The sequence below is a fragment of the Paenibacillus sp. sgz302114 genome (genome assembly GCF_056120345.1).
In genome coordinates this window covers 1-15,105 of record NZ_JBVYOI010000007.1, presented here as the reverse complement: position 1 = coordinate 15,105, position 15,105 = coordinate 1, and the positions used below count along the sequence as shown (strand labels likewise).

Below are 15,105 nucleotides of genomic sequence, written 5' to 3'. Positions count from 1 at the left end.
GTATATATGCTATGGTAGCGGCAGCAAGTCTTGCAAAGGCAACTATCTATGGACGTACGCTAGCCAATATGTTCAAGGGAGGGAATTTTGAATCTGGCATAAGCAATGTAAACGGTCTGTCAGGTGCAAGACGTATAGGAAATGACCCAGGAGGGACGTGGGGTATAACAACTTCAAATGTATATTCCGGCACGTATGCAGCGCAGTATACAAGTACCCAATCGGGATTTGGTGGTGAAGTTTATAATGTAGACTCAACTTTATTTACTTCCGGGAAGTATTATATAATCTCTGCATTTATTCGTAACGACATTGCTAATGGTACTGATTTATATTTTCAGCTAACCAAAAACAATAGCGACTACGTAAATGTTGGTAATGGAGATTGGGCGGCTAATGGGATTACCGGAACCTCGATTCCGCCTAATGCCAACTATGCGTTTTCCTACTTGAAATTTCAATATAACGGCGAAACGAATTTGAGATTGAACTGGCTTTGGCAAGGTGGTTCTGTAGCATCACGCAACTTCCAAGTGGATAACCTTTGCTTGTACGAAGTAGATGCGGGAACTTATGCAAAGCTAGGTATTGATCCCGAATACATCGGAGATCGGCTGGCCGATAAAATCCCTTATGTCGATGGAGTAAAGCATTTGCAAGGGGCGGCGGTAAGAAAGTCAGGAAAGAACCTTTTGCCGTCTTTTAAAGATTGGTCGCTTCATGCCAATGCAGTTATTACAGACCAGAACAATTTGACCTTGAATGCCACAGCTACAGGTCAAAACAGCTCAATCCGTATTCCTATTCTTGGAGGGCAAACTATTACATTATCATCGGGAATAGCCCTTACGACCAATTGCTATTACGATGTTCGCTGCTATAAAGCAGATGGCACATACACAAGCACAACTTTCAATAGTGGCACTTCTAAGACGCTAACGATAGCATCAGACATTGTAGAGCTTGCAATTATTACCGTTAACATAAATGCAGGAACATTTACATGGTCGAATTTGCAAATTGAATATGGTTCAACTGCAACACAATTCGCTCCATATAACGCTGACTACATCTATCTTCCAACAATCCTTGCGTCAAACATTGATGGTAGTATTCGGGATTGGGCATACGAACGTGAAGGAAACTGGTACAAGGGAAAACGTTGGGGTACAGGTTTTGTCTTAGACGGGTCACTGGCGTGGATTAATCATGTGGCCACATCATTCACAGGTTCGAAGCGAGTCTATTATAACAACACAGGACAAGCTTGGATGCCGTCCACAAATGAAGAAAAAAGTCGCGTAACTCGTTTTGATGGAGCCACTGTACTTAAGACTGATCCAGGTAATGCAGCTGATGCACATGTTATTAGCGGAACCAGTCCTTATAATCTTTACATGTCAGTATCGAATTCATTAACCGGTTTTGGTGATTCTTACGTGCCGAGCAATGCTGATTGGAAAGCGTATTTTTATGGTTGGAAGATGAATAACGGGACATTTGGATCACCATATGATGGCTCAGGTACAAAGACATGGACACTATGGAATGCGACGAGTAACACAGGGGCAGTTACTGCCGTACCGACTACGCTCGCAACAGGGTTTACTCCTTACACATTGGATTATGTGTTAGCCAATCCAGTTGAAGAACTAATCGTCGGAGCTGAAGGTGTAATATCACTAGCAGCAGGTGGCAATCAAATAGAATTGCTCGAAGGTGTTATAGTGCGCGAGAAGATAGCTCCAAAGCTATCAACAGGCGCAGCGACTAACTTATATCATATAAACAACAGCGACACTGGTTTTGGGAATTTATCGACTAGTATAGCCAAAAACAGAATCCAAAAAATCTTGGGTATCTACAGAGGTCAGGATAAAGATCCAAAGTGGGCAATTAAGCAAGGTGGTACGAGTTACGGGCTAGAGCGTGCAGAGTGCACAATAGCTGATTTTGACCCTGCTTACGATTATTACATCAGTTATATTGTGATGGATAAGTATTCATACACGGCCAATGCGGTCGAAGCCAAACTTGAATACCAATCAACGGCTCGAAGTATCCAATCGGCTCTAGTGCAGCAAGGTGCCGATAACACAACTCAGATTGAAATCTTGGTTCGAAGTATGGCAGAGATGTATAAGCGCGTGAAGGCGCTAGGAGGGTAGACGATGGACTTAGCAGCTATTCGTGAGTTTTGCATCCAACACGGTATTCCACCGGAGGAACTGGACCAGCTGAACGAACCGCCCGTCATCCGGGACATCGGAGAAGCGCTGACGTTGTCCCTTCAAAATGATGATGAACTCGGGGCGACGATGGTCGGTCTTATGATATTGGTCGATGAACTGGCCGCCAAGGTCGCTGCTCAAGATCAACGGATTAACCAACTGGAAGGAGGAGCAACGTAATGTTAACCTACTACCGATATAAGTTGGACAAAGGCATGATTACTCTCGCCGAAGTGCCAGAGGCATATCGAGCGCAATTACGCGATCTGGGTTATATGGATCAAGGTGAAGGTGCATCGGAATGATTTCAAAATTAGAGCTATGGGATCAAACGGGGCGGTTGGCGTATTTGCCAGCCGCCTCGTCTGTTCGCGTTCGTGAAGTGCTTAACGGGGAATTCTTTATTTCCTTCGGACATCCGAAGTCTCAAGGCAGCGACGAACGATATTCCGGCTTGATTACAGATAATGAGATCCGCTTTCCCGCCAGCACGGAGGGTGGTCAGCGGTTTATTATTAAGCACGAGTCGGGAGGCAGGAAGGACAAGATTAGCAAGAATGTGGAGGCACATCACATTGCGATTACCTTCGGTCAATACTACTTTGACTCCTACATCGACTTTGCTGCAGCGCAGACACCGGAAACGTTGCTCGCTCAATTATTCGCAGGCACACCTTTTAACTACGTGGTATCAGGTACTTTTGCTCCAAAGGATATCTTTGATTGGGGCGAGAAGTCGCGGCTAGCATTGCTTTATGACCTATGCGATGTATTTGGGGCGGAGCTGTCGTTTAACAATCAAACGATTACGTTCACGACACGCAGAGGGGCCAACAACGGTGAGCAAATCCGATATCGCAAAAACCTGCAAGGGATTGAGCGAACTGTCCATACGATGGACCGCGTGACGCGCCTGTATGGGTATGGCAAGGATGGATTAACAATCGAGGGGATGCCCGGTCAGACGAAAAAATACATTGACTCGCCTTACTATGATCAACAGCGTCCATACCAAGCAAAACAAGAGTGGCCGGATATTGAGGATCAAGCGCGCTTACTCGCTGCGATGCAGAAGTATCTCGCGGAGAACGAGTTGCCGAAGGTAAGCTATGAAGTCGATCTCGTGGACCTCTCCAAAGCAGGTATATCGGTTGGAGCGATCAGCATTGGAGATACGGTTCGCGTGATTGACGAGGAGCTCGGTTTCGATTTTGACACACGGGTACTGGAATATGAACGATATCCATTCGAGCCGCAGCATCCGCGCCTGGTACTCGGCAACTTCCGTGATCGCGGTGTATCAGATTATTTGTTAACCTATCGCCGTAAGCAACGCGATCTTGAGGCAACACTTGCTCGACGAGCCGCAGAGCTGAATTTGCAGCAAACCCAACTTGCACAAGCACAATCCGACTTGTCAGCGTATATTGATGGCTCGTTTAAGGATGGAGTCATTACAGCTGTCGAAACGCAAGCGATCGGAGAGCATAAGCTGCAGCTCGCGAACGAAAAAGCGGACGTGGACGCAGAGTATGCCAACGTGTACAACAATACGTATTATACCAATGCGACGTTAAAGACTGCTCTCGGAACGAGCAAAACGAATTATGATGCTTCATATGCCGCGCTCATTACGGCCATCGACGCCGCAATTGCCGACAAGAGCATTACTTCTATTGAGCGCAATAACGTAAATGATAAGTTCAGCGATCTTAACAGCAAGCTTGCTCTGCTACGTCAAGCGCTTCAGGATTCCTGGTCATTTATATCGCAAAGTGCGATTGATAAAGTTGCGGGGAAGGGCATTGTCAGCGGTGGGATCATCTCGATACAAAACCGCTCGCAAACCGTAGTCAAGACAGCAATGACAGTTGCTTCGAACTCTACCTCTGACACGGTTCTTACGGTAGCAAGCACGGCAGCCTTTGTTGCAAGCGGTACGGCTTACGCGAGCACTGCCAACGGTAGTTTTAGCTCAATTACGACTTTCAACTACACGGGCAAGACAGCGACTACGTTTACAGGTGTATCGGGGTTGAGTATTAATTTACCTCTACCAGCTAGCGTGTATTTATTTAGCCGACCGCAAGCTGATATTGTCGTATCGGCGATGGAGGTTATAATGCCGGACGGCAAATATCTCACCATCCAGGAAACGCGCTTCCCAGCACAGAAGCTAGGGGCAGGCTATTCTGATCTTGATGGTTGGGAGTTTAGATATCTCTATCTAGATTCTGGTGGCGTAGTGCGATTAGCCAACGCTGGGACGAGTGGAGGCTTATCTGCATATCCGCCAAGCCCACCAGCTGGCAGCATACGAATTGGATTTATTCTTATTGGGTTTGGCAAAGAAGATCCGGACGGCGGGTTAAGTCGAACTAAGGATTATGGGACAGACGGGTTCCCAGTATTCAAAGAGCGAATCTATCACGATGTCAGATACCGTGATGAGAGAGCTATCCGAGCTGTTGCGGGAGATATAGCATATGGCGGTGCGCCATATGGCGCGCAATCATTGGCAGTAAGTGTTGCGGCAAACTCTTACCAAACGTATTATGTTCAGATTGGTTCGGGTCGTCGAAGCGTTAACTTATCGATCTCTTTGGATGACGGGACTGACTACGATAATTACACATATGGCGCACAACTAACAGTTGGGCGAAAATCCGCAAACAATGCGGATGGTTTAGGCCGTACCTGCTGGGCGACATACGTCGATGCGGATAATGCTCGGGGGCATGTAAACGGTCAGAGGAACTTGACACCATATGGCGTTCACGTTCTCTCTCCGCGTGTCTGGAACAAGACATATACAATGCTCTATGATGTTGACTTGACGCCTGATCCAAACAACGGAGGCATCATTGCTCTCAAGCTGACTTTCCGCAACTACAGCAGTAGTGTAACAGAGAGCTTCAATTTAAAACTGAACTGGCATGCATTGTAAAGCTCCGCACTCGCGGGGCTTATTTTGTTGTCAAAAGGAGATGGTCAATTTGAACAGGTTTATTCGATCTTTATTTAGCTTGGATACGCTCGTCAAGCCTGCTAACGGGATTATTGCTTCATTCGGAGCGATAATCTCACCAATCATTAATCGAGCAACCGAGAGCGGGAAGTTCTGGGCGTATCTATTGTTCGCTGCCATCGTGCTTGCCGACTGGATCGCAGGTGTAGCTGCAGCGAAAAAAACAGACACATACCGTAGTGAGTACGGACAGACCGGCGCTCTGAGAACCATATTTCTTAGCTTCATTCCATTCATCGGCATGCTGCTGGATAAGGTAGCAGCATCCACGTTTGGAGTTAACCAGCCAGGAGTCGCCTTTTACGGACTCACGTTCATGCTTGCTTACCACAGCTGGGAGAGCATGACGGCAAACACCTTTAGAGCTGGATGGGGACGGTGGATTCCGAAGAAGGTACTTAACTTCGTATCTTCTGAAATCAAAGCTAAGGGTGAGCGCGCATTAAATATGATGGCAACAACGAAGGGAGAGGGTAAGGATGCAAGCAAAGCAAGCAAGTAACATTAAAGTGATTGACGTGTCCAAGTGGCAAGATAAGATCGATTGGAGAGCTGTTAGCGCTAGCGGTGTACAAGGCGTATTTATTAAAGCAACAGAGGGAGGCAGCAAAGTAGACCTTAAGCTCGCTTCTCACGCCGAGGGAGCACAGTGCGTTGGTCTACCCTACGGTCTTTACCATTTCGCACACCCGGATCTTAACGATCCGCTCAAGGAAGCGGCACACTTTGCCGTTAGCGTTAAGCAGTACAAGCCAGTCTTTCCGCATGTTCTGGATATTGAGGGAGAGGGAATGGGCAAGAAGATCGGTTTGGCGAAGTTGACGACTTGGTGCGTAGCTTGGCTGCAGGAGGTGGAGCGTCTAACAGGACATCCGACGATGGTGTATACCGGAGCTAGCTTCGCGCGGTCATACTTGGGCAAGCAGCTTGCCAAATGGCCGCTCTGGGTGGCACATTATGAAGTTGAGAAGCCCATGAGCAACAACACATGGTCGGAGTGGGCGGTGTTTCAATACACGGAGAAGGGTCATATTGATGGTATCGACGGAAATGTAGATACGAATGCAATGGATCGTACCTTTTACGACAAATATGTTCATCCAGATGTTCCGCGTCCTAGTGGCGCGGACAAGATCCCGGTTACGGTCAACGAGAAGCTGGTCGGCTATGGCCGTGTGATTGATGGTCATGTGTACTTACCGATGCGACCACTTGGTGTTGCTCTCGGTGCAACGGTACACTGGGACCCTGCGGCCGCTACACCGTATCTTAACGGCAAGGTAGTTGGCGGATACAAGCTGAGAGAAGGCATAACGTATATTGGAGTCAGAGTTGCTGCTGAGTTACTAGGTGGCAATGTATCGTGGGATGGCAAGACTAAGAAAGTGAATTTTAAAAAATAAGTGTTGGCAGCTCCGCTCAAATCTCCAAGCGCTTGGTGATTTGAGCGGAGTTTTTTAATTTACCCAATCAAGCTCTTCGACAAGTCCGGCGCGTTCGATCTTTGACATGTCGAACCATTCCCCGTCTATTTTAAACCGGCGTAATTGCTGATCCACACGTTCGAGCACACCTTCAATTGTAAGATCCTCAAAAGGGTCAAACATCTTCACTCGTATAGGAACCTTGTGTTGCAGTGAAGCGCCGAATGCAGCAGATATATCGGAACACGCTGCCTCATCGACGATATTCTGATCTCGACGCATTAGTTCCCGTTGATGCTCATTCTGCGCCTTTTTGTGCTCAGGAAGTATCATCCGGCTATCCTCCCAGAGCCAGTTACCACCGGCTGTTAGTTTTTTTGTATCTCCCATCATACACCGTCCTCTGTAGTGATGGTGTTATTATATGCGAATGTATGTTCTGTTGCAACGTGTGATAATTCTATTCACTACCTGTTCCGTTAACGGGCAGTTATAAACAAAGAGGTAAATATATCCATGGTATAGAATTATTAAGGTAAATAAACTTTGGAGGGTGTTTTCATGAAAGAAATAATTTTCACAAATGATGCTCAAAAGCCTGGAGGCATGCCATATTCTCAAGCAATAAAGGTTGGCAATGTGGTTTATGTCGCTGGGCAAGGACCATTCGACCCTGAAACTGGAATGAGTGTTGGAACTACTCTTGATGTGCAAGCAAGAAGGGCACTTGATAATCTTCGAGCAATTTTAGAGGTATCTGGCGCAAAGTTATCAGATGTTGTCAAAGTAACAGTATTTCTAGGAGAAGGTGCGGTGTTCGACACCTTCAATGAAATATATAAAGAATACTTTTCAGAACCATATCCCGCAAGAACGATAGCACCTGCTAATATGGGTTTCATGGTGCAAATCGATGCAATAGCTCATATTTCGTAATATTCCTCTTTATTGTCATTACGCTAACGGGTACGATAGTTGAATGAAACGCCGCAGAAAAGCACTTCATTAACCAGAGGTGTTTTTTTGTTGGTGTTGTGAAGTTCATTGGTGGTGTATTTTGGATGTTCTTTATTGCGCAACATTCAATGTTACTAATACGTCTAAGACAAGATAGTCGTTTGAGAAATCCAAATCATAAATATTAAGGAGTTGTTATACATGAAGAGGCATTCATTGCTCTCCCTTGCCGTTCTATTTGTTTGTTTCATGCTCGTTGGCGGGCACAATGTATCGGCGCAGGGCACGTTAAAAGACACAAAACAATGTTGGCCGTGTCAACCGACCATCTATATCAATGGTGAAAAACAAGATTTAAAGGGTAACATTCCTCCAAGCGGTTCTACATTAGTTCCGTATAGAGCATTTTTTTCAAGTTTGAAATTGAATGCTCAGTTTGATAACCAAACGAAAACAGTTACCGCCAAGAACGACGATACTACGATTACTTTAACCGCTGGAAAAAGAATTGCCAAGTTAAATGGCAAAGAAGTGAGTCTTCTACAAAGTCCTGCACTTTCTGAGGATGACGATTTAATGTATGTAAACCTACGCTTTATTGCCGAAGCTTTCGGTGCAGTGGTTCGGTTCGATAAGAGTGACTTGTCTGTATATATCGACTTCCCCAAAACAAATTAGTGTCCGCTCCCGTTACGCTAAACGAGGAACGATAGCTGAGGAGCTTGCTACAAAGCAGTTCCATTTCTTTTATTGAAGTAACGGGCAGGATAGCCTGAAAGTTGGGTTGAATAAAAAAGGTGGAATAAAAATGCGTGATAAAAAGAAAATGATTCAATTTACAATGGTTGATATTATCGAGAGGAAAATTCATTTCACAAATACAAATGACATATTCGATAAAACAGAATTTCAATATATTAACGAGGGCGAGTTACTCGCTTATAATGAAATGTTAGTTGATGTTAAAGCTATGGATGAAAACGAATTTGTAAGCAAGTACCTCGATATAATTAGTAAACTTGCGGTACAAATCGAAAACGAAGAGTTCACTGATGAAAAAGAAACAGAGAAAATGTCTGGATATAATAATGCGATTGTCTCAATCTTGAGGTGTATAAACCCGATTTATGAGTTTGATCTTAACTCGTGAATTGAATTTATCATTGAACTAACGGGCACACTTTTGCTGAATACAACACGACGGCAGCTGGCATAATGTTCAGCTGCCATTTTTCATTGAAGTAACGGGCAGGATTCATCAACGAAATATTGAATAATTATTTATTAAATAATGATGTTTATGAGGAATGAACTGCGCAAGCACATCCGGCTTACTCGCATAACTTGAAGAAGCAATCGCGTGAGAACGCTGAAATGCCAACCATTTTATCAAAGTTCGAGGTGTTAATGTGATTAGAGTTATATTCGTGCTGTCCATTGTGCTTATCTTACTAACGGCTTGCGGAAGTCGAGAAAATGCTATAACTGCAAATGGAGAGTTTCCTCCAATAATAGGGGATTATTCATTTGAAGAAGCCGTTCAGAATGAAGATGTAATCCTTTTCGGGTATGGAAATAGTTATCACATAGACAAGTGGGTTCAGTTTCTCAAACAAGTAGATGCAAAAACACCGGCTCAAATACGTATTACAGATACGAAAACTTTTTATGACATCTACTATGATGGCAACGTGATTCATTACAGATTTGACAACTCAAGGGATGGCGGGGGTGTCGATGTAAGTGGCAGCACGATTTGTAGGGGGTTCGAAACCGGTACAAATAAAGATCTTGGTATTACGTTTATGTTGTTAGTGGGATGCGACAATGAAGTAGTTGGTGATACATTTGCAATGATGAGAGACATCAAAAGATATAAAGAAACAGACATTGTAAAACTTTATAATTTAAATGTGAATTCAAAGTGATTCAATTTATTATTTTGTCTTGCTTTCACAGGTGCAATAGTTTAAAAAACAAGAAGGCAACCGACTATAAGCGAGGTTGCCTTTGTTCAACTAACGGGGCACGATAACACATCAAAGGACAGGCTACTCGGTGGTCTATTCCACTAACGGTCAAGATAGCTGAGTTGATAATATAATGGAAATAAACGTGAGTTAATAAATATGAAAATAGGTGGGGCACATTAAGACCTTTGGTGGAATTGTAACATTGGTATTTTTTACATTTTTAGTTTTAACACCGAATAAAAGCTATGCATGGATTTGTGTTTATAGCCAAGAACCAAAAGATTTGTTTAATAGAAGTGATTTGATTTTCGTTGGAAAAGCCGGTAAGACCACATATGAGGATTTTGGTGGTTTGAATCCCAAAAGCAGGACAACATTTGAAGTTGAATCATTAATCAAAGGTGATATTGGAGACAGAATTAATATTGTTGGAAATGGGCTTCAAGAAGGTACGGAGTATCTTGTGTATGCTTATAAAACAACGAAAGATAAATACTTATATTACTATGAGAAGGGAGAGTACGCGGAGGACACTTTATGCGGCGGTACAAAATTACTGTCAGATGCAGATTATGACCTTCAACAACTTGATGATTTAAAAAATAAGCACTACAATTTTTACTTAATCGCTATGATTTCATTGCTTGTAATTTCTCCATTAATCTTTTTTTTAAAACGAAACCGACGGAAAAGAGAATTAAGCTAACGGTGTACGATAGCTCAATAATGACCTTGGCTAAAGCTTACTCTCCTATTAGGTATGTACTCTCAGAAACATGAAAAAATCTAATGCACATCTACCCATTCATCTACCATCATAAAAATCCTTACCGAACCTAAACGAAGATTATAGGCTAAAATACTGATAATAAGACCTTGTAGAACCTAGCAAAACTGAATTTGTACGCACTCGTAATGCATAGGTCAAGTGAGTGTAATATAGAAAGAATAATCCACGACCAATTCTAGAGTGGGATTATTTATTTGACCTGTTAAATCCTTAATATTGATATATATAACCAAAATTAATAAAAACCGCCTTCGTAATACGGCGGTTTCATTGAGCTGTCGTCAATTTTTTGTCCATTCAACATAATTCCTTAGAATGGGATCAATACTTTTCTATCGAACTTTGGGGCTAAAGAATTCTGTAACACTATATTCAGTCATGGCAGAAGGATGCGGTTTTATTTTTAAATTTAAATCTTTATCCCCAAAGGTTCCGATCATTTTCTTAATTATCATAAATATTTCAATGCAACAGTTTTTTAGTTTCTTACCGCTTCCACATCTACACTGTTCATTTCTACCAAGCTCTTTATACGGAAACCATTTTGCCCCAATAAACTGCTTCCACGCCTCCGCATCTGTCTCATAAAAAAATACTTCTTTCTTAAGAGTTGCTCCACCGACCGACCCGTCTTCATACCCTAAATAAGTTGAAGAAGGTGATTGGTAGTTAAAATGCTCAATAGCTCTTTGTAACGGTTCTTTTGAGTATCCAACACATTTTACATATGCGTTATTGATTATTATCTTGTTGATTTCATCCACTTGTTGTTCATTCAGGACATTTATCTTTCCCTTTAATATATAGCTGGGTTTCTTACCCTCGTAATACACGATGTAGTATTTACTTGAAATGGGTATGAATAAAATTACATCCTTGAGTCCAATATGTCTATTGCTAATATTTGCAAACCTGCTCTTTATTGCTAAGGCAGCAGTAGCCAAGTATTGGTCACTCAATAGAAATTCATTGTTTTCACTTTTAATAATAGCAAAATCGTAATATTTCTTAATCGTGTCCCCAAGTGCGTTTATATATTTCTTATTAGACAATTTTTCTATGAGATATCCGATTCTCGCTCCCTTTACTAAGTTCTCCAGGGAGAACTCATTTAATAACGCTCCACTCCTGTAATAAAAAACGATTACTGCCGACATATATGTTTCTATAATTTTTTTTACTTTAGCCAAGATTACTGATTCATTTTCTCGGGAGTCTAGAATGCGGATTATTTCGTTGATAGCAGGTGCAAAATCGGATTCAATGTTAGTGAAGAATTTTTCCAGCTCGTTCTTTTGAAGAAACGGGTGTTCATATGTGTTCCTTTCGGACATCGACCTGGTGTAGGTTGTTGTATAAATTTTATTTTCATCTAATAGAGTTTCACAAACATGTTTTTTATTGCTTGAAAAGTGACTCAAGACAAATTGCGGAACATAATGCTGATTTATTACAAATTGTTCACTCATGTTCTTATCTCCTGGTGAAGCTCCAAAAGTTTTTTATAATGACCATTTTTTATCGACAAAAAATAACTGGCTCTCAATTACTAATATTACCATATCCTGTAGACAGGGAAATAAAAAGCTGCATCTCAGCAGCTTCATAAAATAAACGATTCAAATGTAGGGTGACGTAGCTTATTGTCTTTCGTATAACACTGAAATTTTACTTTGCATGTCAGTACCGACTCGAGATGAATCCAGTTCTTACTCTCACCTTTGACGATCTGTTTGGCCACTGCTTCGAATGCTTTCAGAACATCGGAAGGTGGAGGAAACTCAATGATACCTACATGTTGTCCTTTGTTGGACAAGCTCCATCCGAACTCTGACTTGCGGATCCCTGATATTTTAAATTCACCGAATTGGTAATTCTTCGTTTTAACCCATACGTTCTTTGGCCTTGAATCTAAGCTGTATAGGCTTGATGGATTCTTCGATACGATCCCCTCTAAACTCAATGTCTTAACCTGTTGAAACAGGCTCTCACCATCTTCATACATCGGTGTAACTGAAATTACTGATGAAGGATTGACGAGTTTCTGGAGGGTTTCTAGTCGCTGATGAAGACTCGTCTTTGTCAAGTCTTTCCCATCATGCCATAAACAATCCCAAACAGCATAATGAGCTGGAAACTGTTGAGCAAGTTTAATTACAGCATCAGATTTCTTTGCGTGAAATCGAGTCATTACATCTTCAAAGCAAGGTTTGTTGGTTTGATCGAGACAAATGCATTCACCATCTAGGATGGCTTGCGAGCAGTTTAATCGTATTAGTTGTAATTCAGGGAAGCGATCAGTGACTTCTGTTCCGTGACGAGTGAACGCACGAACATTTCCATGATCGTAATGTATTAGGACTCTGAAACCGTCCCACTTTATCTGGTGGAACCACCCCTGTTTGCTAATGACAGTAGGTGATGGTTGAAGCAGCATAGGTTTAATAATCGTGTTGAGCATGTGAAAAGTCCTCCTATGTACTAGCTTACCATCGAAGGACTCGACATCTTATATGAGATCATTGGGAAATGATCCAGTGCGGTAAATGCGATACGGAAGCTGCTGCTTGCCTATATTATTGACGTGAGAGCCGCAACTAAGCTGCTCAGCGGCTGTGTATCATCCTCCTGATATGGCAAATATTGTTGCGTGGCTTAAATAAAACCTGTAAAATCAAATCAACAGAGAGAATGGGTGAAGGGGAAAGTTACAACTAATGAAATCCAAAATTAGATTTTTTATTCTATGTAATTCAGCTACTATGGATGAGAACAATCGCCTATCTTGCATTGGTATGTTTGATACGTGGAATACATATGAACTTCCATCGTTATTAGAGAAGTTCTTTATTGCAATAGGTGTAGATGGAATTCCCAAAGGTGAGAGAGCCTCTTTTTTAATACAAATAACTAAGCCTAATGGGGATGTTTTTTTTAAACATGAGTTTGAGTTGAAAAGTGAAGATGATATTTCGCCAGTAGTTTATTTGTTTTCTCCTATTAATTTCCCAGTAGAAAGTTTCGGTGTTTATAAGTTTTTATTATTCGAAAAGAGTAAAAGACACGATACTCTTATAGGTGAATTTCCGATGCATATTATTAAACAAGAAGGAGGTAAGGTAAGTGAACGTAGTAACGTCACTGGAAACCATTAATTTTTCCAGGAAAAAACCACTTGTACGAAGGCGTCCACTCCAAGCCCCTTCTGCGTCTAAACGCAATAGTACAACGATAGAAGCCTTCGCCAACAACACAAACGTATTAGTAACTCATGAAGATGTTAGTTTTGATAATCAAACTCTAAATATGGTCGTGTTTGAGATCTCGTCACTAAGTAAAACAGTACAACGAAGTTATATCTCGATTGATGTGAGTAATACATATAGTACCACCAGCCGAAAAGAAGGTGTTGCTATGCCGGGGATTTCATCAGCAGTTTTACCAGCTGAAGTGAAACAATCGATAACTAACGTCAAAGAAGATTTGGTTAAAGGGACGGTAGGTAACGTAAAGTCGATTGGTATTATAGCAACTGTAGGCTCTGCGGTGAAGGCAACTTTCGGAGTGCCATTTGTAGTAGCTGTTGTACTAATCATAGTGCTTGCGGGTTTAGATTACATAGTAAGTAAAGCACCCCGACCGGTTAGCTTACCTAAAGTAAAAAAGCCTAAAGAGAAAAAAATATTGGATAATGTGCACTTGTTACTATACTTTTTATTTCTATTGTTGGTCGCAATAGTAATACAAGTCGGTATAGGTACATATGTCCGAACTCAAGACATAAATTTCCTGAATCAAATCAATGCGAAGCTTCCAGGTGTTTCGAGTTTTCTGAAAAGTTGGCTTGGAATCGCAAATATTACAGGTTATACGATTATTGGCTTTTATTTGGGGCGGATAAGGCCTTATCTTAAATTTAGCTCAAAGCCGGCTAAAAGTGTTTCTAAGTAAGCCGCTTAATTCTAATGCCCTAAACCATCTCCAGTTAAAAGGGAATGGTTCAGGGCTTTTATTGTCAGTCAAATAATTACGTGTCTCTCAAGCATGGTGGTGTTGAAAAGAACTTCGCCATATACACCTTCACGTTGCCTAGCCTGCAGAAAAATATTCTGTTCGTTCATGATGACGGTTTGGTTCGATTATACGAGCCGGGACCGCCGCATATTGTGGTCGAGCGGAAGAAAGCTGAGAAGCCGAAAGTGACAGTTCCAAACAAATATACGAAAATGGTATCTGCAACTGCAAGGCACTGGGCAAGTTCCGCTGGCAGTGGATCGGTGGCAAGCACATCTACATGTGCATCAAGTGTAATCGACCGGTATATATGTGAGGAGAATTGTGAGTACCAGACATTCTCCTATCCTTGATATGTAAAGGTTTTAGGAGTATGTTCTTCAGCTATAATCAAAACCTCACATATTTCAGAAACCTCACACGAAACCTCACAAATTTTTCGTTCAAACTCGAAAATAAACGGTCCATAAACATGTGTACTATTGTGTTCAACAGCTTAATCTCATGAAATCGAACGAGCATAAAAGTGAATAAAAACGGCTCCAAGATGGGCGGCATGATGTAATAAATGCCCAAAACCCCTGATTTATAAGGGGTTGAAGGTACGAGGTTGTCCTGAGGTAACGAAAGGGTAACATCGGCAGAAAACTAGAGGCTTCTCATGAGTTCACCGAACTTGTGGGATGCC

Annotated in this window: 16 protein-coding genes; 13 read left to right on the top strand and 3 right to left on the bottom strand. The window is 42.1% G+C overall.

What is annotated here, in order from left to right; all coding sequences use genetic code 11:
- Window positions 1-11 precede the first annotated feature (11 nt).
- The 6 genes from AC0LWF_RS17960 to AC0LWF_RS17935 are packed head-to-tail and all read left to right on the top strand — an operon-like array spanning window position 12 to window position 6,662.
- On the top strand, window positions 12-2,168 hold the full coding sequence (locus tag AC0LWF_RS17960; RefSeq protein WP_474652921.1) for a hypothetical protein: 2,157 nt from the start codon (window positions 12-14) through the stop codon (window positions 2,166-2,168).
- Window positions 2,169-2,171: 3 nt separating this feature from the next.
- Entirely contained in the window at window positions 2,172-2,411 is a 240-nt protein-coding gene (locus tag AC0LWF_RS17955) for a hypothetical protein (RefSeq protein WP_474652920.1), read from the top strand.
- Window positions 2,411-2,536 (top strand): hypothetical protein, encoded by a 126-nt coding sequence (locus tag AC0LWF_RS17950; RefSeq protein WP_474652919.1) that lies wholly within the window; start codon window positions 2,411-2,413, stop codon window positions 2,534-2,536. Before AC0LWF_RS17955 ends, AC0LWF_RS17950 begins: the two co-directional genes overlap by 1 nt.
- Complete coding sequence (locus AC0LWF_RS17945; RefSeq protein WP_474652918.1) at window positions 2,533-5,178, top strand: phage tail spike protein; 2,646 nt, start codon at window positions 2,533-2,535, stop codon at window positions 5,176-5,178. The genes AC0LWF_RS17950 and AC0LWF_RS17945 overlap by 4 nt, the downstream gene beginning before the upstream one ends.
- Before the next feature lie 49 nt (window positions 5,179-5,227).
- The gene (locus tag AC0LWF_RS17940) at window positions 5,228-5,761 is read left to right on the top strand and encodes a phage holin family protein (protein WP_474652917.1); all 534 of its coding nucleotides are present in this window, start codon (window positions 5,228-5,230) and stop codon (window positions 5,759-5,761) included.
- Window positions 5,739-6,662, top strand: coding sequence for a GH25 family lysozyme (locus tag AC0LWF_RS17935; protein WP_474652916.1), 924 nt, complete (start codon window positions 5,739-5,741; stop codon window positions 6,660-6,662). Before AC0LWF_RS17940 ends, AC0LWF_RS17935 begins: the two co-directional genes overlap by 23 nt.
- Window positions 6,663-6,716: 54 nt before the next feature.
- Here AC0LWF_RS17935 and AC0LWF_RS17930 read toward each other — a convergent pair whose 3' ends face one another.
- Entirely contained in the window at window positions 6,717-7,076 is a 360-nt protein-coding gene (locus tag AC0LWF_RS17930; RefSeq protein WP_474652915.1) for a YolD-like family protein, read from the bottom strand.
- A gap of 168 nt (window positions 7,077-7,244) precedes the next feature.
- Here AC0LWF_RS17930 and AC0LWF_RS17925 point away from each other — a divergent pair, with 168 nt between their 5' ends.
- The 5 genes from AC0LWF_RS17925 (at window position 7,245) to AC0LWF_RS17905 (ending at window position 10,319) form a co-directional block, all read left to right on the top strand.
- Complete coding sequence (locus tag AC0LWF_RS17925; RefSeq protein ID WP_474652914.1) at window positions 7,245-7,619, top strand: Rid family detoxifying hydrolase; 375 nt, start codon at window positions 7,245-7,247, stop codon at window positions 7,617-7,619.
- A 222-nt stretch (window positions 7,620-7,841) separates the two neighbouring features.
- Window positions 7,842-8,318, top strand: coding sequence for a copper amine oxidase N-terminal domain-containing protein (locus tag AC0LWF_RS17920; protein ID WP_474652913.1), 477 nt, complete (start codon window positions 7,842-7,844; stop codon window positions 8,316-8,318).
- Between the two features lie 130 nt (window positions 8,319-8,448).
- Window positions 8,449-8,790 carry a hypothetical protein gene (locus tag AC0LWF_RS17915; protein ID WP_474652912.1) on the top strand — a complete coding sequence of 114 codons (342 nt, stop codon included), beginning with the start codon at window positions 8,449-8,451 and terminating at the stop codon, window positions 8,788-8,790.
- Window positions 8,791-9,049: 259 nt separating this feature from the next.
- Entirely contained in the window at window positions 9,050-9,568 is a 519-nt protein-coding gene (locus tag AC0LWF_RS17910; RefSeq protein ID WP_474652911.1) for a hypothetical protein, read from the top strand.
- A gap of 247 nt (window positions 9,569-9,815) precedes the next feature.
- Window positions 9,816-10,319, top strand: a complete 504-nt coding sequence (locus tag AC0LWF_RS17905) for a hypothetical protein (protein ID WP_474652910.1) — start codon at window positions 9,816-9,818, stop codon at window positions 10,317-10,319.
- A 416-nt stretch (window positions 10,320-10,735) separates the two neighbouring features.
- On the opposite strand, the gene AC0LWF_RS17900 is transcribed toward AC0LWF_RS17905, so the two are convergent.
- Together AC0LWF_RS17900 and AC0LWF_RS17895 are read right to left on the bottom strand one after the other, a co-directional pair.
- Complete coding sequence (locus AC0LWF_RS17900) at window positions 10,736-11,872, bottom strand: DUF4238 domain-containing protein (protein WP_474652909.1); 1,137 nt, start codon at window positions 11,870-11,872, stop codon at window positions 10,736-10,738.
- Window positions 11,873-12,006: 134 nt separating this feature from the next.
- Entirely contained in the window at window positions 12,007-12,864 is an 858-nt protein-coding gene (locus tag AC0LWF_RS17895) for an ATP-dependent DNA ligase (protein ID WP_474652908.1), read from the bottom strand.
- A gap of 256 nt (window positions 12,865-13,120) precedes the next feature.
- Here AC0LWF_RS17895 and AC0LWF_RS17890 point away from each other — a divergent pair, with 256 nt between their 5' ends.
- Window positions 13,121-13,558 (top strand): DUF6941 family protein, encoded by a 438-nt coding sequence (locus AC0LWF_RS17890; protein ID WP_474652907.1) that lies wholly within the window; start codon window positions 13,121-13,123, stop codon window positions 13,556-13,558.
- On the top strand, window positions 13,527-14,354 hold the full coding sequence (locus tag AC0LWF_RS17885) for a hypothetical protein (RefSeq protein ID WP_474652906.1): 828 nt from the start codon (window positions 13,527-13,529) through the stop codon (window positions 14,352-14,354). Before AC0LWF_RS17890 ends, AC0LWF_RS17885 begins: the two co-directional genes overlap by 32 nt.
- Window positions 14,355-15,105 lie beyond the last annotated feature (751 nt).